Source organism: Pseudomonas sp. 102515 (assembly GCF_031085165.1).
In the GTDB taxonomy this organism is placed as follows: Bacteria; Pseudomonadota; Gammaproteobacteria; order Pseudomonadales; family Pseudomonadaceae; genus Chryseomonas.
Map to the genome: position 1 here is coordinate 325,313 of NZ_JAVHTY010000002.1, position 26,826 is coordinate 352,138.

The 26,826-nt window shown below is 66.8% G+C and carries 22 protein-coding genes; 10 read left to right on the forward strand and 12 right to left on the reverse strand.

All coding sequences use genetic code 11. The annotated features are described in order from the left end of the window. Positions 1–31: 31 nt before the first annotated feature. The 3 genes from hutU to hutC all read left to right on the forward strand — a co-directional run bounded on the left by hutU (position 32) and on the right by hutC (position 4,028). A complete protein-coding gene (gene hutU / locus RCF34_RS08490) occupies positions 32–1,702 on the forward strand; it encodes a urocanate hydratase (protein WP_308707776.1) in 1,671 nt (556 codons plus the stop codon). 3 nt (positions 1,703–1,705) lie between these two features. Then, complete coding sequence (gene hutH, locus RCF34_RS08495; protein WP_308707777.1) at positions 1,706–3,238, forward strand: histidine ammonia-lyase; 1,533 nt, start codon at positions 1,706–1,708, stop codon at positions 3,236–3,238. A 76-nt stretch (positions 3,239–3,314) separates the two neighbouring features. Further along, the gene (gene hutC / locus RCF34_RS08500; protein WP_308707778.1) at positions 3,315–4,028 is read left to right on the forward strand and encodes a histidine utilization repressor; all 714 of its coding nucleotides are present in this window, start codon (positions 3,315–3,317) and stop codon (positions 4,026–4,028) included. A 124-nt stretch (positions 4,029–4,152) separates the two neighbouring features. On the opposite strand, the gene RCF34_RS08505 is transcribed toward hutC, so the two are convergent. The 3 genes from RCF34_RS08505 to RCF34_RS08515 form a co-directional block, all read right to left on the reverse strand. Beyond that, entirely contained in the window at positions 4,153–4,761 is a 609-nt protein-coding gene (locus RCF34_RS08505) for an NAD(P)H-dependent oxidoreductase (RefSeq protein WP_308707779.1), read from the reverse strand. Positions 4,762–5,066: 305 nt separating this feature from the next. After that, positions 5,067–6,446 carry a PepSY-associated TM helix domain-containing protein gene (locus RCF34_RS08510; protein WP_308707780.1) on the reverse strand — a complete coding sequence of 460 codons (1,380 nt, stop codon included), beginning with the start codon at positions 6,444–6,446 and terminating at the stop codon, positions 5,067–5,069. Between the two features lie 89 nt (positions 6,447–6,535). Next, a complete protein-coding gene (locus RCF34_RS08515; protein WP_308707781.1) occupies positions 6,536–6,943 on the reverse strand; it encodes a hypothetical protein in 408 nt (135 codons plus the stop codon). A 103-nt stretch (positions 6,944–7,046) separates the two neighbouring features. On the opposite strand from RCF34_RS08515, the gene RCF34_RS08520 reads away from it, so the two are divergent. Next, on the forward strand, positions 7,047–7,592 hold the full coding sequence (locus RCF34_RS08520) for a GNAT family N-acetyltransferase (protein ID WP_308707782.1): 546 nt from the start codon (positions 7,047–7,049) through the stop codon (positions 7,590–7,592). Here RCF34_RS08520 and cobF read toward each other — a convergent pair. After that, positions 7,559–8,320 carry a precorrin-6A synthase (deacetylating) gene (cobF, locus tag RCF34_RS08525; RefSeq protein ID WP_308707783.1) on the reverse strand — a complete coding sequence of 254 codons (762 nt, stop codon included), beginning with the start codon at positions 8,318–8,320 and terminating at the stop codon, positions 7,559–7,561. The two genes, RCF34_RS08520 and cobF, sit on opposite strands and share 34 nt — an antisense overlap. A gap of 205 nt (positions 8,321–8,525) precedes the next feature. Between cobF and RCF34_RS08530 the strand changes: the two genes are divergently transcribed. Then, entirely contained in the window at positions 8,526–9,653 is a 1,128-nt protein-coding gene (locus RCF34_RS08530; RefSeq protein ID WP_308707784.1) for an MFS transporter, read from the forward strand. On the opposite strand, the gene RCF34_RS08535 is transcribed toward RCF34_RS08530, so the two are convergent. The 5 genes from RCF34_RS08535 to RCF34_RS08555 form a co-directional block, all read right to left on the reverse strand. Further along, positions 9,650–12,262, reverse strand: coding sequence for an excinuclease ABC subunit UvrA (locus tag RCF34_RS08535; RefSeq protein ID WP_308707785.1), 2,613 nt, complete (start codon positions 12,260–12,262; stop codon positions 9,650–9,652). The two genes, RCF34_RS08530 and RCF34_RS08535, sit on opposite strands and share 4 nt — an antisense overlap. A gap of 94 nt (positions 12,263–12,356) precedes the next feature. After that, positions 12,357–12,977, reverse strand: a complete 621-nt coding sequence (locus RCF34_RS08540) for an HNH endonuclease signature motif containing protein (protein WP_308707786.1) — start codon at positions 12,975–12,977, stop codon at positions 12,357–12,359. Between the two features lie 46 nt (positions 12,978–13,023). Continuing rightward, positions 13,024–13,593: an Sbal_3080 family lipoprotein gene (locus tag RCF34_RS08545; protein ID WP_308707787.1), complete on the reverse strand. Its 570-nt coding sequence runs from the start codon at positions 13,591–13,593 to the stop codon at positions 13,024–13,026. Between the two features lie 211 nt (positions 13,594–13,804). After that, on the reverse strand, positions 13,805–14,998 hold the full coding sequence (locus RCF34_RS08550) for a DUF2252 family protein (RefSeq protein WP_308707788.1): 1,194 nt from the start codon (positions 14,996–14,998) through the stop codon (positions 13,805–13,807). 107 nt (positions 14,999–15,105) lie between these two features. Then, positions 15,106–15,321: a hypothetical protein gene (locus RCF34_RS08555; RefSeq protein ID WP_308707789.1), complete on the reverse strand. Its 216-nt coding sequence runs from the start codon at positions 15,319–15,321 to the stop codon at positions 15,106–15,108. A 323-nt stretch (positions 15,322–15,644) separates the two neighbouring features. Between RCF34_RS08555 and aspT the strand changes: the two genes are divergently transcribed. The 4 genes from aspT to RCF34_RS08575 all read left to right on the forward strand — a co-directional run bounded on the left by aspT (position 15,645) and on the right by RCF34_RS08575 (position 20,228). Next, positions 15,645–17,342, forward strand: a complete 1,698-nt coding sequence (gene aspT, locus RCF34_RS08560; RefSeq protein ID WP_308707790.1) for an aspartate-alanine antiporter — start codon at positions 15,645–15,647, stop codon at positions 17,340–17,342. Between the two features lie 16 nt (positions 17,343–17,358). Continuing rightward, the gene (locus RCF34_RS08565) at positions 17,359–18,978 is read left to right on the forward strand and encodes a bifunctional aspartate transaminase/aspartate 4-decarboxylase (RefSeq protein ID WP_308707791.1); all 1,620 of its coding nucleotides are present in this window, start codon (positions 17,359–17,361) and stop codon (positions 18,976–18,978) included. 87 nt (positions 18,979–19,065) lie between these two features. Next, the gene (locus tag RCF34_RS08570) at positions 19,066–19,422 is read left to right on the forward strand and encodes a YajD family HNH nuclease (protein ID WP_017638989.1); all 357 of its coding nucleotides are present in this window, start codon (positions 19,066–19,068) and stop codon (positions 19,420–19,422) included. A gap of 191 nt (positions 19,423–19,613) precedes the next feature. Continuing rightward, complete coding sequence (locus tag RCF34_RS08575; RefSeq protein WP_308707792.1) at positions 19,614–20,228, forward strand: ATP-dependent Clp protease proteolytic subunit; 615 nt, start codon at positions 19,614–19,616, stop codon at positions 20,226–20,228. A 181-nt stretch (positions 20,229–20,409) separates the two neighbouring features. Here the strand turns inward: RCF34_RS08575 and RCF34_RS08580 are convergent, their stop codons facing one another. The 3 genes from RCF34_RS08580 to RCF34_RS08590 form a co-directional block, all read right to left on the reverse strand. Continuing rightward, positions 20,410–22,323 (reverse strand): methyl-accepting chemotaxis protein, encoded by a 1,914-nt coding sequence (locus RCF34_RS08580; RefSeq protein WP_308707793.1) that lies wholly within the window; start codon positions 22,321–22,323, stop codon positions 20,410–20,412. Between the two features lie 520 nt (positions 22,324–22,843). Next, positions 22,844–24,490, reverse strand: a complete 1,647-nt coding sequence (locus tag RCF34_RS08585; protein WP_308707794.1) for an acetolactate synthase large subunit — start codon at positions 24,488–24,490, stop codon at positions 22,844–22,846. Positions 24,491–24,642: 152 nt separating this feature from the next. Next, the gene (locus RCF34_RS08590; protein ID WP_308707795.1) at positions 24,643–25,791 is read right to left on the reverse strand and encodes a YbfB/YjiJ family MFS transporter; all 1,149 of its coding nucleotides are present in this window, start codon (positions 25,789–25,791) and stop codon (positions 24,643–24,645) included. Positions 25,792–25,893: 102 nt separating this feature from the next. On the opposite strand from RCF34_RS08590, the gene RCF34_RS08595 reads away from it, so the two are divergent. Beyond that, positions 25,894–26,778 carry a LysR substrate-binding domain-containing protein gene (locus tag RCF34_RS08595; protein ID WP_308707796.1) on the forward strand — a complete coding sequence of 295 codons (885 nt, stop codon included), beginning with the start codon at positions 25,894–25,896 and terminating at the stop codon, positions 26,776–26,778. Positions 26,779–26,826 lie beyond the last annotated feature (48 nt).

Sequence of the window (26,826 nt, forward strand, 5' to 3'; positions counted from 1 at the left end):
CCTGCCGCGAACAACAAGAGAGGAAGATTCCATGACCCGCTTTCGTGAAGGTGAGATTCGCGCCCCCCGCGGCACCCAGTTGAATGCCAGGAGCTGGCTGACCGAGGCGCCGCTGCGCATGCTGATGAACAATCTCGATCCCGCGGTCGCGGAGAACCCCGAGGCGCTGGTCGTCTATGGCGGCATCGGCCGGGCGGCGCGCAATTGGGAATGCTATGACAAGATCGTCGAGAGCCTCAAGGCGCTGGGCGACGACGAGACCCTGCTGGTGCAATCGGGCAAGCCGGTCGGGGTGTTCAAGACCCACGCCGACGCCCCGCGAGTACTGATCGCCAACTCCAACCTGGTGCCGCACTGGGCCAGCTGGGAGCACTTCAACGAACTGGATGCCAAGGGCCTGGCCATGTACGGCCAGATGACCGCCGGCAGCTGGATCTACATCGGCAGCCAGGGCATCGTCCAGGGGACCTACGAGACCTTCGTCGAGGCCGGGCGCCAGCACTACCAGGGTGACCTGCGCGGACGCTGGGTCCTGACCGCCGGCCTGGGTGGCATGGGCGGTGCCCAGCCCTTGGCCGCGACCCTGGCCGGCGCCTGTTCGCTGAATATCGAGTGCCAGCAGAGCCGTATCGATTTCCGCCTCAAGACCCGCTATGTGGACGAACAGGCCAGCGACCTGGACGACGCCCTGGCGCGCATCGCCCGGCACACCGCCGCCGGCGCCGCGGTTTCCGTCGCCCTGCTGGGCAACGCCGCCGAGATCCTGCCCGAACTGGTCCGCCGCGGCGTGCGCCCGGATATGGTCACCGACCAGACCAGCGCCCACGATCCACTCAACGGCTACCTGCCGGCCGGTTGGAGCTGGGAGCGGTATCGTGATCGCGCCCAGACCGATCCGGCTGCCGTGGTCGCCGCAGCCAAGCAGTCGATGGCCGTGCACGTCCAGGCCATGCTGGATTTCCAGCGCCAGGGCATCCCGACCTTCGACTACGGCAACAACATCCGCCAGATGGCCCAGGAAGCCGGCGTCGCCGATGCCTTCGCCTTCCCGGGTTTCGTGCCGGCCTATATCCGTCCGCTGTTCTGCCGCGGCATAGGTCCCTTCCGCTGGGCCGCGCTGTCGGGCGATGCCGAGGACATCCATCGCACCGACGCCAAGGTCAAGGAACTGATCCCCGACGACGCCCACCTGCACCGCTGGCTGGACATGGCCCGCGAGCGCATCGCCTTCCAGGGCTTGCCGGCCCGCATCTGCTGGGTCGGCCTGGGCCTGCGCGCCAAGCTGGGCCTGGCCTTCAACGAGATGGTGCGCAGCGGCGAACTCAAGGCGCCCATCGTCATCGGGCGCGACCACCTGGACAGCGGCTCGGTGGCCAGCCCCAACCGCGAGACCGAGGCCATGCAGGACGGCTCCGATGCCGTCTCCGACTGGCCACTGCTGAACGCCCTGCTCAACACCGCCAGCGGCGCTACCTGGGTCTCGCTGCACCACGGCGGCGGGGTAGGGATGGGCTTTTCCCAACATTCCGGGATGGTCATCGTCTGCGACGGCACCGACGCCGCCGCCGTCCGTATCGCCCGGGTGCTGCACAACGACCCAGCCACCGGGGTGATGCGCCACGCCGACGCCGGCTACGCCAGCGCCATCGACTGCGCCCGTGAGCAGGGCCTGAATCTGCCCATGATCGGCAAAGGAGTCTGATCGATGAACACCCTGATCCTGAACCCCGGTACCCTCGACCTGGCCCAGCTGCGCCAGGCCTATCAGCAGCCGCTGCGCGTCGAACTGGATCCGGCGGCCCATGCCGCCATCGACGCCAGCGTGGTCTGCGTGGAAAACATCCTGGCCGAAGGCCGGACCGCCTATGGCATCAACACCGGCTTCGGCCTGCTGGCCTCGACGCGGATCGCGCCGGCGGACCTGGAAAAGCTGCAGCGCTCCCTGGTGCTGTCCCATGCCGCCGGCGTGGGCGAGGCGCTGGACGACGACTTGGTGCGGCTGATCATGCTGCTCAAGGTCAACAGCCTGGCCCGCGGTTTCTCCGCCATTCGCCGCCAGGTCATCGAAGCCCTCATCGCCCTGATCAATGCCGAGGTCTATCCGCACATTCCGCTCAAGGGCTCGGTGGGGGCCTCGGGTGACCTGGCGCCGCTGGCGCACCTGTCGCTGGTGCTGATCGGCGAGAGCAAGGCGCGCCACCGGGACCAGTGGCTGCCGGCCCGCGAGGCGCTGGCGGTGGCGGGCCTGGCGCCCCTGACCCTGGCGGCCAAGGAGGGCCTGGCGCTGCTCAATGGCACCCAGGTGTCCACCGCCTATGCCTTGCGTGGGCTGTTCGAGGGCGAAGACCTGTTCGCCGCGGCCACGGTCTGCGGCGGCCTGAGCGTCGAGGCCATGCTCGGTTCCCGGGCGCCCTTCGATGCACGCATCCATGCCGCGCGGGGCCAGCGCGGCCAGATCGACGTGGCCGCGGCCTATCGCGAACTGCTCACCGCCAGCAGCGAGGTGTCCCGCTCTCACGCCGATTGCGACAGGGTCCAGGACCCCTATTCGCTGCGCTGCCAGCCCCAGGTGATGGGCGCCTGCCTGACCCAGTTGCGTCAGGCCGCCGAGGTGCTGGAGGTGGAGGCCAACGCCGTGTCCGACAACCCCCTGGTATTCGCGGAGGAGGGCGACGTCATCTCCGGCGGCAACTTCCACGCCGAGCCGGTGGCCATGGCCGCCGACAACCTGGCCCTGGCACTGGCCGAGATCGGCGCCCTGTCGGAGCGGCGCATCTCGCTGATGATGGACCGGCACATGTCCCAGCTGCCGCCCTTCCTGGTGGAAAATGGCGGGGTCAACTCCGGTTTCATGATCGCCCAGGTCACCGCCGCGGCCCTGGCCAGCGACAACAAGGCGCTGGCGCATCCGGCCAGCGTCGACAGCCTGCCCACCTCGGCCAACCAGGAAGACCACGTGTCCATGGCGCCCAACGCCGGCAAGCGGCTGTGGGCCATGGCCGAGAACGTGCGCGGCATCCTCGCCATCGAGTGGCTGGGCGCCTGCCAGGGCCTGGACTTCCGGCATGGCCTGAAGAGTTCGGAACGACTGGAAAGGGCGCGCAGCCTGCTGCGCGAGCAGGTGCCCTACTACCAGGAAGACCGCTTCTTCGCCCCGGACATCGAGGCGGCCAGCGCGCTGCTGGCCAGCGGCTGTCTGAACGCGCTGGTCACGCCGCGGCTGCTGCCCAGTCTCTGAGGCAGACGTGGTCCGGCAACCGCAGCGCCGGACCGCGCGTTATCATCGGCTTCCCATTTTCCGGCCTGGAGTTCGCGTGAGCAGCACGACACCCCCGCGCTACAAGGTGATCGAGGACTTCCTGCTCGAACGCATCCAGGGTGGTGCCTACCCGGTGCATCACCAGATTCCTACCGAGGAACAACTGGCGCGGGATTTCGCGGTCAGCCGCATGACCGCCAACAAGGCCATCACCCGGCTGGTGCAGCAGGGCTATCTGATGCGTCAGGCCGGCCTCGGCACCTTCGTCATCGAGCGCAAGGCCGAGTCCTCGCTGCACGAGGTGATGAACATCGCCACCGAGGTGCGCGCCCGGGGGCATGCGTACTCCAACGAGGTGCTGCGCAGCGAGGCCATCGCCGCCGACGACGAGGTGGCCCTGCGTCTGGGGCTGCGGATCGGCAGCCAGGTGTTTCACAGTATCCTGGTGCATCGCGAGAACGGTCTGCCCATCCAGTTGGAGGATCGTTACGTCAATCCGCGCTGGGTGCCGCACTACCTGGATAGCGACTTCAGCCGCCAGACGCCCAACGAGGTGCTCGTGGCCAGCTGTCCGATCAGCGATGTGGAGCACATCGTCGAGGCGGTCCTGGCCACCGCCCAGACCGCACTCTGGCTGGACATCGCCGAAGGCGCGGCCTGCCTGTCGATGATCCGCCGTACCTGGTCGGACGAGCACCTGGTCAGCTATGTGCGGCTGCTGCATCCGGGCGACAGATACAAGCTGAGCTCGACGACCCGGCATCGCTGAGGGGCGTGGAGTGAGAAGGGGTGTTGGGCTTCGCTGTACTCAGCCCAACCGACGCGATTGTTCGCACGTGTCGATCCGCCCCCGAGAGAGGGTTGGGGTGAGGATAGCCCCTACCGAGCAGGCATCAGAGCTTGCCCACCAGGGCCACGGCCTCCTGTCCGGCCTGGTCCCGCGAAGCCTGGTCGACCTCTGGGCCGAACAGGGTCTTTTCCACCACCACGGTGTGCATCCGGTCGATGCCGACCATTTCGCACCAGGTGCGCAGATAGGATTCCTGGTGCTCCTGGCGATCCAGGGCCGCACCGCGGGCAGCGATCACCAGCGCCTGGCGGCCGCCGAGCAGGCCGTTGAGGCCACGGTCGTCGAAGGTGAACAGCAGGTCCTTCTGGCTGACCACGTCGAACAGTTGCTTGAGCTTGTAGGGGATGCCGAAATTCCAGCAGGGCACGCCGAACACCAGGATATCGGCGGCCTTGAAGCGCTGTGCCAGCGCCTTGGCCACTTTCCAGGCGTGTTCTTGCTCGGTGCTGAGGGACTCGCCCTGGATCCCGGCGTACTTGGCGTCGAGGATGGGGCCGTCGAACTCTGGCAGGTCGCAATGCCAGGCGTCGAGGGTATCGACCTCGGCGTCGGAATGTTTGCCCTGCCAGGCCTGGATGAAGACGGTGGCGACTTCCAGCGAGGCGGAGCGATGCTGGCGGGGCGAACCTATCACGTGCAGCAGGCGGGGCATGGGCGGATCCTCGAAGGATGGGGATTGCGATAACTATAGGCGTCTCGCTGGGGTGCGCCAGCCTCGAAGGGGCTATGCCGATGGATGGTCTGGGGTGCGGTTCCTGACGTGACGATTGATGTCGCGCGGGCCCTCACCCCAGCCCTCCCCCAAGGGGAGAGGGCGGTCTGGCGCAGGCGGGATGCCGCGTTCCACGCGTGCGGCATGGGCACGGAGGGAGTGAGGGGGAGGCTACGTCGGTTGGGCTGCGCCCTGCGAAGCCCTACCCCTACCCCTACCCCTACCCCTATTACCCCGTCCCCACCTCAGGCCGAACCGGCTTCCGTGCGCAGGGCAGGGCCCCGCAGGCCGAGCAGGGTGTCCAGCAGCAGGAACAGCAGCAGGCTGCCACCCAGCACCGGCAGGCACAGGCCGACCAGCAGGGCTGTCATAGGCACCAGCAGGCGCGGCAGCGGCGACAGCTGGCGCCAGAGGGCGACCAGACCCGGTTGCGCCGGATCGCGAGTGGGCCGGCGGCGCCACCAGAGCAGGTAGCCCCAGACCGTCATCACCAGCAGGCCGAGGGCGATGGCCACCAGCACCAGCTGGTTGGCCAGGCCGAACAGCACGCCCATGTGGGCATCGATGCCCCAGCGGGTCAGCTTGGCCGGCAACGAGTACTGGGCGAAGCGCACCTGGTCGACCACCTTGAAGCTGGTCGGGTCGACGGCGACGGCGTCCACCTGGGTCGGCCAGCGGCGGTCGATCTCGCTGACCGTCCAGGCCTTGTCGGCGCTGCGGGCCGGGCGGATCTCCAGCTTGCCGGCGTCGATGCCGGCGGCGCGGGCACTGGCCAGCACCTGGTCGAAGGTGGCCGGATCCAGCGGCGGCGCCATGGCCATGTGCAGGGCGCCATGGCCATGGTGGTCGGCGTGCTCGTCGTGGGCCATGGCCGGTGCCGGCGCGCTGCCTAGGGCGGTCTTCACGCCGGGCGTGGACCAGCCATAGTGGGCGCGCAGCACGCTGATGTTGTCGCCGGCGAAGCGCGACCAGGTCAGGCCGGTGGCGGACAGGAACAGCAATCCACTCAGCAACCAGACGCCGGTGCTGGCGTGCAGGCCGCGCAGCCCGCGTGCTGGACGGCGTTGGCAACGACGCACCAGCCACAGCGTGAGACCGCCGAGGGCCGCGACCCACAGCCAGGAGGCGGCCAGTTCGCTGTAGAGACGACCGGGTTCGCCCAGCAGCAGGCTGCGGTGGAACTGATCGATGGCTGTGCGTAGCGGCAGGATGCCGCTGGTGCCATAGACGGTCAGGTCGCCACGGATGGCGCCGGTGACCGGATCGACGAAGAGGGCGCGATGGGCCGATTCGCCCAGCGACGGATCATTGAACATCACCCGGGTGGTGTCACCCGCTGCAGGGGCGGGACGCACCGCGCCCAGGGTCAGCGCCGGACCGGCCACGGCCTGGGCGGCGCGGATCTGCTCGGCCAGTGGCAGGGCTTCGCCACGGCTGGGGGTGTGCAGGGCCTCGGCATAGAGGCGTGCTTCCAGTTGCGGCGTGAGGGCATAGAGCAGCCCGCTGGCGGCGGCTACCAGCAGGAAGGGGCCGACGAACAGGCCGATGAGGAAATGCAGCCGCGCCAGCAGTTGCAGCAGCGTCCCCGGCGCCTTGGCGGCCGGAGCGGAGGGATGCGAAGTCATAGCGTTCACCACGGAGCGACGCGCGGCCAGCGAAGGGGCACGCGCGGGATTACGAGAAGAGAGGACAGCCGTCTTTCGTTGCCGGGGTGTCAGGGGGCCTGGGGATGGAGCGTGGAGCGTCGCGCGCGGGGTGGGGGCGGCAGCGCGCTCTGGTAGCGTCGGCGATGAGGATCGCCTGGACGCAGCAGCCATTGCAGGACGATGGCCAGCAGGCTGGCGAGGAACAGGGTGGCGGCGAAGACGCAGTCACCCGTAGGGGAAAGGGTGGTCATGCTGCCACCCGGCAGGCCTGCATGCATGCCGGCCATGTCGCTCTGGGAGGTCTGGGCGTGCAGACCGTGGTGATGTTCGTGCCCCTGTGCCAGCGGCGGCGGGACCGGCAGGGTGAGCCGCGCCAGCATCTGGCCATGGCCCAGGGCGCAGACGAGTCCGTTCAGCAGGATGCAGGCGAGCAGCATCCAGGCGAGCGAAGCGCGCGGGGAACGGACGGTTATCATGGCGGGTGACTGTATCATCGCCGCGGGCGATGCACAGCCTGGCCGGCGCGGCCCTGCGCCGAAATGTCGCGCCCTCGCCGCTGCTGAAGAGACGAACAGGAACATGAGCGAAGCGCCACCCATCACCCTCGAACGGCTCAGCGTGGCGGATGACGAGACGCTGGGCTTTCTGCTGGCGAGCTATCGTGAGCTGTTCGGTAGCCGGCTCGAGGCGACGGCCGTACCGCGGGATCTACAGTGCTTCGCCGACCACTATGGCGTGGGGCGCGGTTGCCTGCTGATCGCCCGGGGCGCCGCCGGGGAGCCCCTCGGCAGCATCGCCTACCGGCCCTACGACCGGCGCTTTCCCCAACTGGCCTATCCCGGCGAGCGGGTGGTGGAGGTGGTGCGACTGTTTGTGGTGCCTCAACAGCGTCGCCAGGGTCTGGCGCGACGGCTGTTCGCGGCGCTGCTGGTCCAGGCGCTCCGAGATACCGTGGAGCGCCTCTATCTGCACACCCATCCCTTCCTGCCCGGGGCCGAACCCTTCTGGCTCGACCAGGGCTTCCGGGTCGTCGCGCGGGAGACGGCCTTGCCCTGGCAGACCCTTCATCTCGATCGACGGCTGGACAGCCCTCAGGCGTCCGCCGGCCCCCGACAGAGCAGATAGGTATCCATGATCCAGCCGTGCTCTTCACGCGCGGCACTGCGTACCCGATGGATGTCCTCGGCCACCTCCTGCAGCGGACCGGCGATGAGGATCTCGTCCGCTGTACCCACGTAGGCACCCCAGTAGATGTGCAGGCCGGGCTCGTCCAGGCGCCGATAGGCCTCGTGGGAATCGAGCATCACCACCAGGCTGTCCAGGTGCGCGGGGAAGCGCTCCAGGCGCCGACCGGGGGTGATTTCCAGGGCCTGGCCGATGCGATTGAGCGGCACCCGGTGGCGCGCGGCCAGCGCCTGGACGCTGGAGATGCCGGGGATCACCTCGTAGTCGAAGTCCAGCCGGCCCTCGCGCCGGATCGCCGCCAGGATACGCAGGGTGCTGTCGTACAGCGCCGGATCGCCCCAGACCAGGAAGGCGCCGCACTCGTCGTCCGCCAGCTCGTGCTCGATCATCTCCATCATCAGCGCCTGCTTGGCGGCGTTGAGATCGCCCACCGCCTGCCGGTAGTCGCCTTCGCGGCGACGTTCGGGGATGGGCGCGGTGACGAAGCGATAGTCCGCCTGGCGGATGTGGCGGGCGCAGATGGTTTCGCGCAGGTGAATCAGGCTGTCCTTTTCCGTGCCCTTGTCGAACAGGAAGAAGGTACTGGCGCGATTGAGGGCGGCGACGGCCTGGAGGGTGAGGTAGTCGGGATCGCCGGCGCCGATGCCGATGACCAGCAGGGTTTTCATGGGATGGCCTCGAGGAAAAGAGCGGTGCCCAGTGTAACCAGGGATGTCTCTTCCGTAGAGACTCGGGTGATCGTCATGCTACTTTCGACCGGTTTGCCTGCCGCCAGGCAGGGATGGACAGGATCGAGGGGGCAGGGGCGTGACGATGACGAGCTGGCGACGGATACCCCGCGGGGTCTGGATTCTGGGTGGGGTGAGCCTGTTCATGGACATCTCCTCGGAGATGATCCACAGCCTGCTGCCGCTGTTCCTGGCCACCGGCCTGGGCCTGAGCGTGCTCTATATCGGCATCCTCGAAGGGGTGGCCGAGGCGACCGCGCTCATCACCAAGATCTTTTCCGGGGTACTCAGCGACTACCTGGGCCGGCGCAAGGGCCTGGCGGTGCTGGGCTATGGCCTGGGCGCCCTGAGCAAGCCGCTGTTCGCCCTGGCCAGCGGTGCTGGCCTGGTGTTCGGCGCGCGCTTCCTGGATCGCATCGGCAAGGGCATCCGCGGGGCACCGCGCGATGCCCTGGTGGCCGACGTCACGCCGCCGGAGATCCGTGGTGCCGCCTATGGCCTGCGCCAGTCGCTGGATACCCTGGGCGCCTTTCTCGGCCCGCTGCTGGCGGTGGGGCTGATGCTGCTCTGGGCCAACGATTTCCGCGCCGTGTTCTGGGTGGCGGTGATCCCGGCCTTCATCGCCGTGGCCTTGCTGTATTTCGGTCTCGACGAACCCAAGGCGGCCATCGTCCAGGCACGCACCAATCCGCTCACCCGCGGACAGCTGCGCAAGTTGCCGGCGGCCTTCTGGCAGGTGGCGCTGCTCGGCGGCGTCTTCACCCTGGCGCGCTTCAGCGAAGCCTTCCTGGTGCTCAAGGCCGAGCAGGTGGGCGTACCCCTGGCGCTGGTGCCGCTGGTGATGGTGGGCATGCACCTGGTGTTCGCGCTGTCGGCCTATCCGCTGGGGGCGCTGTCCGACCGGGTCGGTCATCGCGCGCTGCTGGCCTGGGGTCTGGTGCTGCTGATCCTGGCCGACCTGGCGCTGGCCTTCAGCAACGGCTGGACCGGCCTGGCGCTGGGTGTCGTGCTCTGGGGTCTGCACATGGGCATGACCCAGGGCCTGCTCGCCGCCATGGTCGCCCGCACCGCGCCGGCCGAGCTGCGCGGCACCGCCTTCGGCCTGTTCAACCTGGTCAGTGGCATCGCCCTGTTGCTGGCCAGCAGCATCGCCGGCGCGCTCTGGCACTTCCTCGGCTCCGCCGCCACCTTCCAGTTCGGCGCCCTGGCGGCGGTGGCTTCCCTGCTGGTGCTGGCGGCCTGCCGCCGCAGCGTGGCACCGCTGGCAGGCTAGTCGAACAGGGGCCGCAGATAGGGCGCCGTGGGGCTCGCGGGATCCTCCGCCACCGCGCGGGGTATGCCGCTGGCGACGATGCGCCCGCCCGCCGTGCCAGCGCCGGGGCCGATGTCGATCAGCCAGTCGCTGCCGGCCACCACCTGCAGGTTGTGCTCCACCAGCACCACCGTGTTGCCTTCGTCGACCAGGCCGTGCAACTGGCGCATCAGGCGCTCCACGTCGGCCGGATGCAGGCCGGTGGTGGGTTCGTCCAGCACATAGAGGGTGGTGCCACGGCTGGTGCGCTGCAACTCGGTGGCCAGCTTGATGCGCTGGGCCTCGCCGCCGGACAGTTCGGTGGCCGGCTGGCCCAGGCGCAGATAGCCCAGGCCGATGTCGACCAGCACCCGCAGTGCGCGCGCCACCGTCGCTTCCGCGGCGAAGAAGGCCAGGGCCTCGTCCACCGTCATACCCAGCACCTCGGCGATGGTCTTGCCCTGCCAGCGGACCTCCAGGGTCTCGGGGTTGTAGCGCGCACCCTGGCAGGTCGGGCAGGCGGCATAGACGCTGGGCATGAACAGCAGCTCAACGCTGACGAAGCCTTCGCCTTCGCAGGTCGGGCAGCGGCCCTTGGCGACGTTGAAGGAGAAGCGTCCGGCATCGAAGCCGCGTTCCTGGGCCTCGGGGGTGGCGGCGAACAGCTTGCGCACCCCGTCGAACAGCCCGGTGTAGGTGGCCAGGTTCGAGCGTGGGGTCCGACCGATGGGCTTCTGGTCCACCGGCACCAGCCGGCGGATGCCGCCGAGGCCATCGACCACCTGGCCGGTGGTGGCGGGCAGGGCGTCGCCGTCCAGTTCCGGGGTCTCGTCGCTTTCTTCGGCGGCGCGCTGGCCCAGTTCGGCGCCGACCAGTTCCAGCAGCGCCTGGCTGACCAGGCTGGACTTGCCCGAGCCGGAGACGCCGGTCACGGCAGTCAGGCAGCCCAGGGGAAAGGCGGCGTCCAGCCCCTCGAGGTTGTTGCGGGTGACCCCGGCCAGGCACAGCCAGCCCTGGGCTTCGCGCGGCGGCCGGGTCTCGCGTTGCGGCGCGGCGAACAGGTAGCGCGCCGTCACCGATTCCTCGACCTCGGCCAGACCGGCGGGCGGGCCGCTGTAGAGCACCCGGCCACCACCTTCGCCGGCCGCGGGGCCGACGTCCACCAGCCAGTCGGCGCGCTTCATGGTGGCCAGGTCGTGCTCCACCACGAACAGCGAGTTGCCCTGGGCCTTGAGGCCGTCGAGGGCTTCCAGCAGCGATTCGCCGTCGGCGGGATGCAGACCGGCGGAGGGTTCGTCCAGCACATAGACCACGCCGAACAGCTGCGACACCAGCTGGGTCGCCAGCCGCAGCCGCTGCAATTCGCCGGAGGAAAGGGTGGTGGTGCTGCGCTCCAGTGCCAGGTAACCGAGCCCCAGGCGGGTCAGGGTCTGCAGCCGTTCCAGCAACTCGCCGGCCATGCGCTGGGCCGCCAGGCGTTTCTCCGGCGAGAGATCGGGGGTACGGCGTACGTCCGGGGCACTGGCGTGATCGCTGCCACCGGCGGCCTTGCGCCGGGCGCGATCCTGCTTACCGGCCTTGGCGTCCAGCACGCCCTTGTCCTTGGCTTCGTCGAAATCGCCCGCGGCCACCCGGCGCAGCAGCACGCTCAGGTCGTCCAGCGGCAAGCGCGACAGCTCGCCGATGTCCAGGCCGGCGAAGGTCACCGAGAGCGCCGCCCGGGTCAGGCGCTTGCCGTGGCACAGCGGGCAGGTCTGGCCGATCATGAACCGCGCCGCGCGCTGCTTCATCTTGGCGCTCTGGGAGTTGGCGAAGGTGTGCAGCACATGGCGCCGCGCGCCGGTGTAGGTGCCCTGGTAGCTGGGCTCGGCCTTGCGCTTGAGCGCGGCGCGGGTCTGCTCAGGGGTGAGGCCGGCATAGACCGGCACCGTGGGCTGCTCCTCGGTGAAGAGGATCCAGTCGCGCTGCTTCTGGGGCAGGTCGCGCCAGGGGGTGTCGACGTCATAGCCCAGGGTGACCAGGATGTCCCGCAGATTCTGCCCGCCCCAGGCGGTGGGCCAGGCGGCGATGGCGCGCTGGCGGATGGTCAGCGACGGATCCGGCACCATGGAGGCTTCCGTGACTTCGTAGACCCGGCCCAGGCCGTGGCACGCGGGACAGGCGCCCTGGGGCGTGTTGGGCGAGAAGTCCTCGGCATAGAGCATCGGCTGGTCGGCCGGATAGCGCCCGGCGCGGGAATAGAGCATCCGCACCAGGCTGGAGAGCCCGGTCACGCTGCCCATGGACGAGCGACTGTTGGGCTGGCCGCGCTGCTGCTGCAAGGCCACCGCCGGCGGCAGACCCTCGATGGCCTCCACCTGGGGCACCCCGACCTGATCGATCAGCCGCCGCGCATAGGGCGCCACCGATTCGAAGTAGCGGCGCTGAGCCTCGGCGTAGAGGGTACCGAAGGCCAGCGACGACTTGCCCGAGCCGGACACCCCGGTAAAGACCACCAGGGCATCGCGGGGGATGTCCACGTCGACGTTCTTCAGATTGTGCTCGCGGGCACCGCGGACGGAGACGAAACCGGGACGGGGGGAGGAGGGCATGGGCGGAGTATAGCCTTGTTCAGGAACGTGCAGAATCGGACCTTGCGAGTTAGTAAGAGTCTCCGTTCACCTCGAATTTATGGCCTGGGAAAGCCTAAAATCGCTCCAGTCCGTCCCAATGGCTGACCACGATCGGAAACTCTCTCGGGTCCAGCAGGCCAATTTCCTCCAAGCGATAGGACATCTTGCCAAAGTTGCAGGCAGCACAGGTCACGACGAGGTTATCCAGCTCGTTGGTACCGCCTGCGGAGTGGGGCGCGACATGATCGTACTGAGCCCATAACACCTGGAAACCCGCATGCTGGGAGGCATTAGTCCTGCCCCAGCTGACGGCCTCGGGATACAGCGCGACCGCCTTCTTCCGAACTTCCGCGCGAATCACAGGTAGTCCACAGAAACGGCAATGAAAGCCGTCGCGCTCATGAAGGCTGCGGATCTGGGCGTTAGTGGGCATCCTGGCTTTGATAGGCATCGTGATAGGTAAGGGCGGCAACTTGGTTACCGTCACATAAGGACTGGCTCGGCCCCAAATGGACTCCAGCCATTGCCGCGAAAGCTGACAGTCAGCGAGCGTGAGCAACCTTGCAGCGTCCATTGCATAGCCCGCGTGGTGTGCGGATACCGCAGCGTCCAGATAACGTGCGACATCGAAGAGCGCGGGAATGGGGGGGCGAAAGCAGCGTTTCATGGTCACTACCTGCATCTCGTCCGACATCTACTCAAGGTGCCTTTCTGATTGAGCAATGACCGAGTACGAAGTATCACTGGGCCATGATTTCCCGATAACGTCTCGAGTATTCTTCATAAGACCACCCCTGACCTTGAAGAGCCTGGATCCGGGCCTCTTTGGACAAGGTGCTAGGCGCCGATACTGAAGAGGGTACCTGATACCCGCGGGCGAGCTCGTCGGCCCCGCGGGGAAACAACTCGTTTGCAAGCTGGTTGATTTTGTTTTCGGCGTTGATGAACTTGTCTGGTCGGCCCGAGCCCCAGCGTGAGTCGTATATAGCCTGGCCAATTTGACGTCCATTCTGAAATACACGGATATCCGCGAACTTCATGTATAGCGCCAGATCCCAACCCCAAGTTCCGGTATAGGTGGTGGAAAGGTCGCACTCGGCGGGATTCGAACCAGCCGGTAATGGCCTGACCTTGAATCCTTTCTGCTGCAGGGCATCGACATAGGTCGTATTGAAGCCCGATCTAAGCCCTGCCGCAGGGATAGTACAGATCTCGGAAGAACTTGCCCCGGACAGCTCGGCTGGAGCCACCTGCTGTTTTATGCTGCAGCCGCCCAACAACGCAGCCAAGAGAATGACCGTCCTTTTCACTGAAACCTCCTTGTAAAAATAGAAGTTTAAGTGCGGTATGGCATTGTCTGCCGCAGAAATTGGCAGGACGGGCAAAAGGAGGGGAAGAGTGGTAGCTAGTGCCAAAGCTCTCGCTACCACTCTCCTAAATCATTTGCGGTACAAGGACATTACGTTGTGGTCCGCAAGTGGCTAAGTGGAGTGCCTGTCTGGAAATCTAGCCCTTACCTGATCAATCCTGCGCATGCTCCAGCGCATAGGTGCGGCAGTGGGCGAGGTAGCCCATCTCGTGGGCGCCCACCAGCTGCACCACGCTGCTCCACAGCCAGGATGGGGCATCCAGGGTGCGGGTGCGATTGCGCTGCAGATCGCGCATCCACTCCACGCGGGTGGCCAGGTCCATCTGCCGGGCATGGGCGCGGCCGACCACCCGGGCCAGGTAGGCCGCGGCGCTCATGGCTTCGCGGGCACTGAGTTCGTCCAGCTCCAGCTTGAGATCCTGGGGCAGCAGTTCGCGGATGAAGAAGGAGTGATCCAGCAGGCGCACCGCCAGCATGCGATTGCCCAGTGCCGGAGAGAGCTGGCGGGCGCCTTCCACCACGCGCTTGCCGTTGTCCCGGGGCATGGTGGCATGGGCCACGCGCGGGGCGGCGGCGGCCACCGCCTGCTTGACGTCGATCAGGCAGTAATCCTGGTCATCGCCGTCGTCCACGCCCAGCAGCACGGCGTAGCGGCGCAGCCCCAGGGAGCTGCAGCCCTTGACCCAGTAGGCACTGTCGAGCAGTTCGACGCGGCTGTCGTGGCTGCGGCCCTTGAGCGAGGTCACCAGGGCATGGATGCCGGGCGTCTCGCACAACTCGGCGGTGGCCTGACGTTCGGCCTTGCTCAGCGTCCAGAAGTGCTTGCCCAGCGGCAGCTTGGGGCGGGTGTTTTCCATGCGCTCCTTGGCCAGGTGCTTCCAGGTGCGCTGGACCGCGCTGCGCATCCCGGCCTTGACCTGGGCCGGTCGCGGCACCTCGCGTTCGAGATCGTCCTCGAAGGCGACTTCGTAGCCGCGCATCATCTCTTCGAGCATCCGCGCCGTGGTCACCCCCGGCAGGTCGGAGCCGCGCGCCGCCGTGGCCAGCGACAGCGCCAGGCGTACCAGGTCGTGGGCCGGATTGCCGACCACGGTCTGATCCAGGTCGCGGATATTGACGTCGGTAGAGCCGTGCAGATCGCCGGTAGGGCCAAGGTTGCCGGCGTGGCAGTCGCCGCAGATCCACACCGCCGGCCCAGTGGGCAGACTGCGGCCAGGCTGGCTGTGCAGCCACTCATAGAACTGCACCGTGCTGCCGCGCACGTAGGCGTGGGCGGAACGGGCCATTTTCAGATTGCGCAGCTGGTTGAGACGAGGGAGACGATCGACCGGACGAGGGGTTTTCATGCAGGGCGCAGGCCTTGAGGGAGACGCCTTTGTGACCGTTGCGCTTGGGAAATGTTGCAGCGTGTGTCAGCAGCCCGCCCCCGGCCATGGACCCCTGGCGGGAGCGCTCAAGGTCTCGTGGCGAAGACCGCGGGTCTCCAGCGCCAACAGCGAAACTGGCCGGCCTGCCGCTGCAGTTCATTGGCCATGGCATCCAGGGATACGGCGGTCTTGACCGTCTCGCCGTTCTGCTGGGCCATCTGCGCCAGGCGCTCCAGGGTGCGGGCGACGGCATGGCTGGCGGCGGTCTGTTCACGCAGGGCTGTTCGTTTCTGGAAGATCACTCCTGGCGTGGCCTAAGACTCCTCCGGCGCTCGCCACGGCAAATGGATTCCTCGCCCAAATGCCTCCTTCATGGGTGAACCCTTCGGATAGGTCCACTGTTTTGACAGCTCCGGAATGCTGTGCTTAGGTTTTTTGGGTCCTGCTGACATAAGTCTTCATATAACTTGACTATTGTCGGCAGGCCGCCCTTGCTGTCAGGAGACTCCTGTAGGGCACAGGCGGCGTAGCGGGTGGAGCCGCGGTTCTCCAGGCAGTTCGAAGGCCAGGCTGGATACCCCTTCACCTCGTTCCGCTCTTGGATCCCTGGACGAAGGCAGCCTCAATGGAACACCTGCAGCAGATATTGAATCAGGCACCGGAACTGGCCCTGTTCCTCTCCCTGGCCCTCGGCTACTGGGTCGGCAGCATCCAGTTCGGCAAGTTCCAATTGGGCGGGGTCGCCGGCTCCCTACTGGTGGCGGTGGTCATCAGCCAGGTCGGCATCAGTATCGATAACGGCATCAAATCGGTGCTCTTCGCGCTGTTCATCTACGCCGTGGGGTTCGAAAGCGGGCCGCAGTTCTTTCGTTCCCTGGGGCGGCAATCCCTGCGCGAGATCGTCCTGGCGGCGGTGATGGCCCTCAGCGGCCTCGTGACCATCATCGCCTGCGCCCGCCTTTTCGGCCTCGACAAGGGCATCGCCGCTGGGATCGCCGCCGGCTCCATGACCCAGTCCGCCATCATCGGTACCGCCAGCGCCGCCATCGCCAAGCTCGACCTGCCGCTGGCGCAGATCCAGACGTTGCAAGGCAACGTCGCGGTTGGCTACGCCGTGACCTACATCTTCGGCTCCTTCGGCGCCATCATCCTCTGCGTCAATGTGCTGCCCTGGTTCATGAAGCGCAGCATCCGGGACGATGCAACCAAGGCCGAGTCCGAGCTCCTGGCTGGCGCCAAGGTCTACGGCCCGGGGGAGTTGCCGGCCATCCCGCCGCTGGTGGGACGGCTCTATCGCATCGACCAGGCGGCCGGCCAGACCGTGGAGCAGTTGGAGGTCAGCGGTCAGGGCGATCCTCAGGCCACCCTCACCATCGAGCGCATCAAGCGCGGCGGCGCCCTGGTGGGCGTGTCGCCAAGCACCGTACTGGAGGCCGGTGACGTGGTCCTGGTGGTGGGACGACGCGCCGGGGTGGTGGCCATCGCCGCCCGCTTGGGCGCCGAGTTGCAGTCCTCACCCGACATGGACGTGGTGGTGGTGCAGCGCGACGTGACGCTCGACAACCCTACCTTCATCGGCCGTAGCGTGGCCGAGATCCGCCAGGCGGCCAACCAGGCCCTGCGCCATGGCGTCTATGTGGTCGGCGTGAAACGCGCCGGCCGGCCGCTGTCGCTGGACAGCGATACCATCATCGAAGCGGGCGACTTGGTCACCCTCTACGGTACCCCGGACGACATTCAGCGGGTCGCCCAGCAGGTCGGCTCCATCGTGGTCCCCAGCGACAAGACCGACTTTGTCTTCCATGGCTTCGGCCTGACGGTTGGCCTGCTCATCGGCCTGATAGTGGTCCGCCTGGGGGCCATCCCCCTGACCCTGGGCAGCGGCGGCGGCGCGCTGATCGCCGGCCTCGCCTTCGGCTGGTATCGCAGTCGCCACCTGACCCGCGGCAACCTGCCGCTGCCGGCCTCGACGCTGTTGCGCGACCTCGGCTTGGCCGGATTCGTAGCGGTAGTGGGGTTGCAGTCCGGACGCCAGGCGGTGGAGACCATCGCCACCCAGGGCCTCTCCATCTTCCTGATCGGGGTGGTGGTGTGTGTCGTGCCCATCGTCATCACCATCCTCGTCGGCCGCTATGTGCTGCGCTACAGCAACCTGGCGCTGTTCGCCGGGGCAGTCGCCGGCGCGCGCAGCGCCAATCCCGCCTTCGGCGAGGTGCTGGACAAGGCCGGCAACTCCATCCCCACGGTGCCCTTCGCGGTCACCTATGCCTTGGCCAATGTGTTTCTCACCCTGCTCGGGCCACTGGTCGTGGCCTTCGCCTAACCAAAGGAGGCAAGTCATGAGCGACGTTCAAGACGATTACGCCCAGTACGCCAAGCTGAGTCCGTTCGAACTCAAGGACGAACTGATCAAACTCGCCTCGGGCAGCGAGAATCGCCTGATGCTCAACGCCGGGCGTGGCAATCCCAACTTCCTGGCGACCCTGCCGCGGAGGGCCTTCTTCCGTCTCGGTCTGTTCGCCGCCAATGAGGCCGAACTTTCCTATTCCTACATGCCCCATGGCGTGGGCGGCCTGCCGCAGATTGACGGCATCGAGGCGCGGTTCGAGCGCTATACCGCCGAACACCGCGACCAGCCCGGGGTGCTGTTTCTGGCCAAGAGCCTGAGTTACGTGCGTGACCAGCTGGGGCTTTCGGCCTCGGCCTTTCTTCACGAGATGGTGGAGGGCATCCTTGGCGCCAATTATCCGGTCCCGCCGCGCATGCTCAAGGTGTCCGAGCAGGTGGTCAGCCACTACATCGTCAAGGAAATGATCGGCGGCTACGTGCCGGCGGGTTCCGTCGATCTCTTCGCAGTGGAAGGTGGCACGGCGGCCATGACCTACATCTTCCATTCGCTGCAGCAGAACGGGGTCGTCAAGCGTGGGGACAAGGTAGCGATCGGCATGCCGGCGTTCACCCCCTACATCGAGATCCCGGAACTTGAGGAGTTCGGTCTGGAGCAGGTGCACATCCATGCCGACCCCCATGCCAACTGGCAGTACCCGGATGCGGAGCTCGACAAGCTTCGCGACCCTGCAGTCAAGATCTTCTTCTGCATAAACCCCAGCAACCCGGCCTCGGTCAAGATGGACGACCGCAGCCTGGCCACCGTCGCGCGCCTCGTCGCCGAGTCGCGTCCGGACCTCTTCATCCTCACCGATGACGTCTACGGCACCTTCGCCGACGATTTTCGCTCGCTGTTCGCCACCTGCCCACGCAACACCCTGCTGGTGTATTCCTTCTCCAAGTACTTCGGTGCCACCGGCTGGCGCCTGGGAGTGATAGGTGCGCACAAGGACAACATCTTCGACCAGGCCCTGGCCGAACTGCCCGAGGAGACCAAGGCCTCCCTGGACCGCCGCTACGGAAGCCTGCTGCCGGACGTGCGCAGCCTCAAGTTCCTCGATCGGCTCGTCGCCGACAGCCGCACCGTGGCGCTCAACCACACCGCCGGGCTCTCCACTCCGCAGCAGGTGCAGATGGTGCTGTTCGCCCTATTCGCCCTCATGGACGAAAGCGACGGCTACAAGACCGAGCTGAAGAAACTGGTCCGCCGTCGGGAAGCCGCTCTCTATCGTGAGTTGGGGGTCCCTCCCGAAAGCGATCCCAACGCTGTCGACTACTACACCCTGCTGGATCTGGAAGACCTGGCCCGCAAGCTCCATGGCGACGCCTTCGCCACCTGGGTGAAGGCCAAGTTCAGCAGTGGCGACCTGCTGTTCCGCATCGCCAAGGAGACCGGCATCGTGCTCCTGCCCGGCAAGGGCTTCGGCACCCAGCAACCGGCCGCCCGGGTGTCCCTCGCCAACCTCAACGAATACGAGTACGCCAACATCGGCCGCTCGCTGCGTGCCATGGCGGATCAGTATTTCGCCGAGTTCCAGGGGGAGGGTGGCAACCCGTCGGCGCAGCCCTGACGCTACCGCGCCCGGTGTCCTGGCGCGATGTCAGGACACCGGGCGCAGGCTATACTGGCTGCCTCTCCTAGACCCTGAGGGTGCAGCATGGCTACCGATACCTCGAAGCTGGATCGAATCCTCGCCGAGACCCAGCGCGAGCGCGAACGCGGCTATCGTGAAAAAGCGCTGAAGATGTATCCCCACGTCTGCGGTCGCTGCGCACGGGAATTCGCCGGCAAGCGCCTGAGTGAGCTGACCGTGCATCATCGTGACCACAACCACGACAACAATCCCCAGGACGGCTCCAACTGGGAATTGCTCTGCCTGTACTGCCACGACAACGAGCACAGCCGCTACACCGATCAGCAGTACTTCAGCGACAGCTCGCTGAGCACGCCCAAGGTGGCCCAGGCCACCCACAATCCCTTCGCCGGGCTGGCAGGACTGCTGAAAAAGGACTGAGTGCGCGGCGATCCAGGGAGGTCGCCCTGCCTTAAGCCGATCTTAAGTCTCACGCTCTAGCGTTTCAGGTCTTTGGCCGGTTGCCGACCTGGGAGCGAGCAGGGATGGGACGTTCGAACGTGGCGAAGCGATTGTCCGCCGGGGCCTTGGCCTTGCTGACCGCAGGCTGCCTGACGGAGGCCTCCGCCGAGATGACCGTCATCCGCGGAGAGGGCGTTGGCGCTTCCGCCGACACCGCGTCGGTGTACTTCAACAGCGGTATCAACGATCGCTCGGTCAGCTCCCTGTTGGCTGCCCTGAGCGACATCGCCCTCAAGTATCCCGCCACCAAGAACGTCAATCTCTATCTCAACAGCCCTGGCGGCAGCATGGAGGCGGGCTATGTCGCCTACGAGTTCATCCGCCGCTATCCGCTGCACATCAATACCATCGACGCCGCCGCGACGGACTCATCCGCCACCATGATCTACTGTGCGGCCGAAGATCGTTATGCCGCGCCGCTCTCCAGCTTTCTCCTGCATCCGGCCGCGGCGGCCATCGCCGTCAACGGCTACATGAAGCCGGACCAGGCCAAGCAGGCGTTCGAGGACGTCGAGCGCGAGAACCTCAAGTTCCGCGAGATCTACAAGGGCTGCCTCACGTTGGCGCCGGCAGAGCTCACCACCTTGCTGTCCTCCGAAAGCAACAGACGACGATTGGGCTACGACGCGGCCAAGGACATCGGTCTGATCACCCGGGCCCTGGAGCGGTTACCGCGTGGGACGGACCGTGCCGCCTATTTCGTCAGCGATGGCGGAGGTCGTTGACGGCAGCGGTGCCCCGGGGTAGTCGATGGGTCGTCCTGACCATACGGATGCCTGCGCGTGGAAAGGCTGCGCCATCTTCTACCCTTCCGGGCGTCCATCCCTGGCGCCCCCTCTCCCTTGGGGAGGGGACCGGGGTGAGGGAAGGCGGCGGGCGCCAGGAGCCGCTGGTCGCCCGCCAGGATCACACCTTGAAGCGCGCCGTCATCTCCTGCAGGCGTACGCCGATGCGGGCCAGCTCCATGCTCGACGAGGCCGTCTCCTCGCTGGCGGCGGCGGTCTGGTCGGAGATGTCGCGGACGTTGGTGACATTGCGGCTGATCTCTTCGCCGGCCGAGCTCTGCTGTTCGGCGGCGCAGGCGATCTGCTCGTTCATCGACTCGATGTCCTTGACCGACCGGGTGATGCGTTTGAGCATCTCGCCCGCCTCGCGGGACAGGCCGACACTGCTCTCGGTCAGCTGCACATTGTGGTCGAGCACCGTCGCCATGCGATCGGTGCTCTGGTGCAGACCGGTGATGAGCTGGGCGATCTCGTCGGTCGAGGAGCGGGTGCGCTGGGCCAGGCCGCGGACCTCGTCGGCGACCACGGCGAAGCCGCGTCCCGCCTCGCCGGCGCGGGCGGCTTCGATGGCGGCATTGAGCGCCAGCAGGTTGGTCTGCTCGGAAACGGCCTTGATCACGTCGAGCACGCCGCCGATGCTGTCGGCGTGATCGCGCAGGGTGGCCATGGCGGTCTTGGTCGATTCCATTTCCCGGGCCAGCACCTCGATCTGGTCGACCGCCTTGCTCACCGACTGCTCGCCCTGCAGGGCCTGGCGACTGGCTTCCAGCGCGGACTTGGCCGCGTCCCCGGCGTTGCGCGCCACCTCGTGGGTGGTGGCGGTCATCTCCTGCATGGCGGTGGCGATCTGGTCGGTCTCGACCTTTTGCGACTGCACCCCGGCGCTGGTCTGTTCGGTGACCGCCGACAGCTGCTCGGCGGCACTGGCCACCTGGACCACACCGTCGCGTACCTCGCCGATCAGGCGCCGCAGGTTGCCGGTCATGCCTTGCATGCTGGTCTGCAGGGCGCCCAGTTCATCCTTGCGGGTGACCTGCTGCTGATGAGTGAAGTCACCGTTGGCGACCTGCTCGGCCAAGGCCACGGTGTCTTGCAAGGGCTTGACGATGGAGCGGGTGATCAGCCAGGCACAGGCCAGGCCCAGGGCGATGGCGACGGCCAACCAGATCAACAGCAGCTGACGGGCACCGGCCACGTCGGCCGTGCGGAATTCCTGCTGGCTGGCGGTGAGCTTGTCGGCGATGCCGAGCAGAGTGGTAATGGTCGTGGTGATACCGCCCTGTGCCTGGTCCACCCGCGCCTGTGCCGCCGCCAGTTGGTCGAGCCGCTGCTGGTAGCCGGAGATTTCACCGAGCAACTTCTGCACGGTCTCGGCCGGCAGTGCCGTGGCGCTGAGCGCCTTGGCCTGGGTGAGCGCATCGTTGACGGAGTTGCGCGCCGTCTGCTCGCTGTCCTTGCCGGGTGCGTTGGCATAGCCACGGAAATCCACTCTCATCCGCTGCACGCCAATGAAGAGTGCCGTCAGCTGTTGGCGGTCGGCAGGGCGACCGGTCTCGCCATTCACCGCTTCGGCCAGCGTGAGCAGGTGGGCGTTGGCGGCCTCGGCCGCGCTGGTGGCGACCTTGCGGATGGCTTCCCGCTCGCGGGTGGCGGTGATCGTCTGGTTGTAGAAGTCGCGATAGCGTTTGAGCGCCGTCCCTGTCTCGTCGAGCAAGGCCTTGTTCACGGGCGAATTGAAGTGCGGGACGATGGCCTGCAACTGGCCTTCGATCTTGTTCAGGGCAGCGAGCCACTTGGCCGCCTGGGCGTCATCGGCCTTGGTGAGATACACCAGCCGCTCGATGCGCATGTCGCGGGCCAGGCTGCTGTAGCCAGCGATATCGTTCATGCGCTCGCTGCGATCGCGCAGGGTATCGGTGGCTGACCAGCCGGTGTAGGCCACCAGCAGGATCATGCCGATGAGCAGGGCGAAGCCAAGGCCCAGCTTGGCCCTGACGCTTATATTGCTTAGTGGATTCCAGCCAACTTGCTGCATGTGGACTACCTGGATAGCGGAGCGTTGGAAGGTGCGGGCCTGAAGGCCTCGCGCCTCGAGCTTCGCGGTTACGGCAGCCTCTGTCGATTTGTCAGCCGGCCGGCAGGACCGGTCGGTGCGAAGGGGCGCTTGGCAGCTTGTGCGGGTAACCACGGATTGGCCCCAAGGAATCGTCGTGGCGTTGGCTCTCGATCCGTCACCGCGTCGAGGGAAGAGCAGGCGGCGATGGCTCAAGGATGGACGCATCCGCGACCACGATTCTTAAGGGCTGCCTAATAGAACTCGAATCGCCGCAATATTCGAATCCGGACGATAGGCTGCGTGATTACCTGGATATTCGGCAGGATTGCAAGTGATCCCATATCTTATCTGTTTGATTTTACAGCGTTTTCCTGTCTATTGGTTTGACGATATTGGCGGTGGATGAGTGTCGTAGAAGACGGGTTGCCTATCTTCGGCCGCAATGAAAAACGCCCCGACCTTAGGGGCGGGGCGTTTTTCATTGGGCTAGGCTACTGGATCAGACCGCCGCGCTGCGTTCCTTGATGTCCTGGTGCAGGATGCGGTCGTTCTCGGAGTAGTCCACCGGGCAATCGATGACGTGGACGCCGGGGGTGTCCAGGCAGTGCTGCACCAGCGGGGCGAAGGCCGCGGCGCTTTCCACGCGATGGCCGTAGGCGCCGTAGCTTTCGGCGTAGCGGACGAAGTCCGGGTTGCCGTAGTCCAGGCCGAAGTCCTCGAAGCCCATCTGCGCCTGCTTCCAGCGGATCATGCCGTAGCCGTCGTCGCGCAGGATGATGACCACCAGGTTCATCTTCAGGCGCACCGCCGTTTCCAGCTCCTGGCTGTTCATCATGAAGCCGCCGTCGCCGCAGACCGCGACGATGGGGGTGCTGGGATGGACCAGGCGCGCGGCCATGGCCGACGGCAGGCCGGCGCCCATGGTGGCCAAGGCGTTGTCCAGCAGCACCGTGTTGGGCATGTAGGCCTTGTAGTTGCGGGCGAACCAGATCTTGTAGATGCCGTTGTCCAGGGCGACGATGCCGTCGGACGGCAGCACGTTGCGCAGATCGGCCACCAGGCGCTGCGGATAGACCGGGAAACGGTCGTCGGTGGCGCCTTCGGCGACATGGGCCTCGTTGGCTTCGCGGATGTGCAGCAGGCGGTCGAAGTCCCAGGTGGGCTGGACCTCGATGCGTTCCTTGATCTCCCAGATGGCGTTGGCGATGTCGCCGACCACCTCGACCTGGGGGAAGTACACCGGATCGACTTCGGCGGAGCGGAAGTTGATGTGGATGACCTCGGTGCCGCCGCGGGTCATGAAGAACGGCGGCTTCTCGATCACATCGTGGCCGATGTTGACGATGAGGTCGGCGGACTCCAGGGCGCGGTGCACGAAGTCACCGGCGGAGAGGGCGGCGTTGCCCAGGAAGCGCGGATGGCGCTCGTCGACCACGCCCTTGCCGAGCTGGGTGGTGACGAAGGGGATGCCGGTCTTCTCGATCAGCTGGCGCAGCACCCGCGCGGTCATCTTGCGGTTGGTGCCGGCGCCCAGCACCAGTACCGGGCTGCGGGCGTTTTCCAGCTTGGAGACGGCGGCGGCGATGGCCTTGGCCTCGGCGACCGGACGGCGGCTCAGGCTCGGCGGTACCGGCAGGCTCTCGGTGTGCTCGTCGGCGATGTCTTCCGGCAATTCCAGGTGCACGGAGCCGGGCTTTTCTTCCTCGGCGAGGCGGAAGGCCTCGCGGATGCGCGACGGGATGTTGTCGGCGGAGGCGAACTGGTGGGTGTACTTGGTGAGCGGCGCCATCATGCGGCACACGTCGAGAATCTGGAAACGCCCCTGCTTGGATTTCTTGATCGGCTTCTGGCCGGTCAGCATCAGCATCGGCATGCCGCCCAGGTAGGCGTAGGCGCCGGCGGTGACCAGGTTGGTGGCCCCTGGGCCGAGGGTGGAAAGGCAGACCCCGGTCTTGCCGGTGAAGCGGCCGTAGGTGGCGGCCATGAAGCCGGCGGACTGCTCGTGGCGAGTCAGGATCAGCTTGATCTGCGAGGAGCGCCGCAGGGATTCCAGCAGGTCCAGGTTCTCTTCGCCGGGAATGCCGAAGATGTATTCCACACCCTCGTTTTCCAAGCAGCGAACGACCAGATCGGAGGCCTTCATCATGAGTGTTGTATTCCTTGTAGGGTGGGTGGCGAGCGCCTGAGGCGCCTCCTCTATGAGGCGCGGCGGTCACTGTACTCAGGAACGGCGAAACATTTCAAAACAAGGAGCCACCCAGTTTTACTTCTGTGACGAAAGGCCGCAGCGGAAACGATTCAGGCGACGCAGCGCTGCAGCGACGCCTTGGCGCGGCTCAGGCGCAGCCCGGCGAACAGCAGGCCCAGCGCGGCGATCACCAGGGCCGGTTGCAGGTCGCCAGCGAAATGACTGCTGGCCGCGCCGAGCAGCGGACCGAGCAATTGGCCACTGGCGAAGCTGGCGGTGAGTACCCCGGCGTTGCGTTGCGGCGTGGCCGGCGCCAGCTCGCGACCGTACTGCATCACCAGCTGCATGCAGGCGAGGAAGGGGCCGCCACAGAGCAGCACACCGAGGAACAGCGCCAGGCTGCCCGGCAAGAGGCAGAGCAGCACCCCTGCGGCCTGCAGCCAGAGGGTGGCGATCAGCCAGCGGCGGGTTTCGGTGCCCGGGCGTCTCAGGCTCACCAGCACTACGCCCAGGGCCGCCGCCAGTCCATAGCCGGGCCAGAAGAGATCGGCCTGCCACTGGCCGTGGAAGCGGCTGGCGGCCATCTGCGACAGGAAGGTGGCCGGCAGGATGTAGCCGACGCCCACCAGGCCATAGGCCAGGATCAAGCGGTTGAAGGCCGGCGAGCGCTTGGCCGGCGTCGCGGCGGTGGTCGGCAGCGGGGGGGCGGGGCCCCGGCGCGGCAGCAGGGGCAGCAGCGCCAGGGTCGCGACGCTGGCGAGCAGGCCGTAGCTCAGCCACAGCTGGTTGGAGTCGCCGCCCAGGCGATTGCTGACCAGGGCCATCAGGCCACTGATGAGGATGCCCACCCCGGGACCGGTAAAGACCAGGGCGCCAAGGCGTGGCCGTCCGGCCTCGGCGGCCAGGGGTTGACTCAGACCGGTCACCATTACCAGCACCCAGGCACTGGCCAGGCCGGTACCGAAGCGCAGCAGTGCCTGGGCGGCCAGGCCATCGGCCAGCAGCGAGGCCAGGGTCAGGCCGGCGCAGAGCCAGAGGCCTCCGACCAGACGCGCATGGGTGCGACGGGCGAAGAGGGCGTCCAGGGCCCCGAGCAGATAGCCCAGGTAGTTGGCCGCGGCCAGCAGACTGGCGCCGGTGAGGTCGATCTGACCTTCGGCGATGAGATGGGGCAGGGCGGGGGTGAGGGCGAAGCGGCCGATGCCCATGGCGGTGGCCAGGGCCAGCAGGCAGGCCAGCAGGCGGGTGGTGGCGGTCATCGAAAAGGCTCCGGTCACATTTGGATGCTGACAGCCTAGGCCTTGAAGTTGATCAATAAAAACGAATAATAGAGAAACAGGTGTTCAGATAAAGAGAAAGGTATGGAATTCGCCGAATTGCGCATCTTCCAGGCGGTGGCCGAAGAGGGCTCGCTGGTGCGCGCCGCCGAGCGGCTCAACCGGGTGCCCTCCAATCTCTCCACGCGCCTACGCCAGCTGGAAGACAAGCTGGGGGTGGAGCTGTTCCTGCGCGAGCGGCAGCGGCTGCACCTGACCGCCGCCGGCCACCGCCTGCTGGACTACGCCCATCGCCTGTTCGCTCTGGCCGACGAGGCACGTAGCGCGGTGCAGGGCGGCGAGCCGGCCGGTACCTTCGTCCTGGGGTCCATGTTCAGTACCGCGGCCATTCATCTGCCGGGGCTACTGGCGCGCTATCACCAGCGCTATCCCAAGGTGAATCTGCAGGTGCACAGCGGCCCCAGCGGCGAACTGGTGGAGGGCCTGCTGGCCGGTCGCCTGGACGCCGCCCTGGTGGACGGGCCCGCGCCCGACGCGGCGCTGGAAGGCCAGCCCTGGTTCGAGGAACGCCTGGTGCTGATCACCGGGCTGGAGCTCGGTCCGGTGCGCTCACCCGCCGACGTGGCCGGGCGCCCGGTGTTCGGCTTTCGCGCCGGCTGCTCCTATCGTCGCTACCTGGACACCTGGTACGCGGCGGCGGGGGTGCCCAGCGGACCGGTGATGGAGATCGAGTCCTACCACAGCATGCTGGCCTGCGTGATCACCGGCGGGGTGGCGCTGATGCCGGAATCCATGCTCGACAGCCTGCCCGGACGCGAGCGGGTGCAGCGCCACCCGATCCAGGCGCGCTTCGCCCAGGCGACCACCTGGCTGATGTGGCGCAAGGGCCGCGAAGGGGCCAATCTGCGCAGCTGGCTGGAGTTGCGCGAGAGCCGGCAGAACGACCGCGAAGCTGTTGCTTTGGTGTGATGATTGCCCGATCCTAGGCGGCGGACTCCTACCGTCTACCGAGGACGA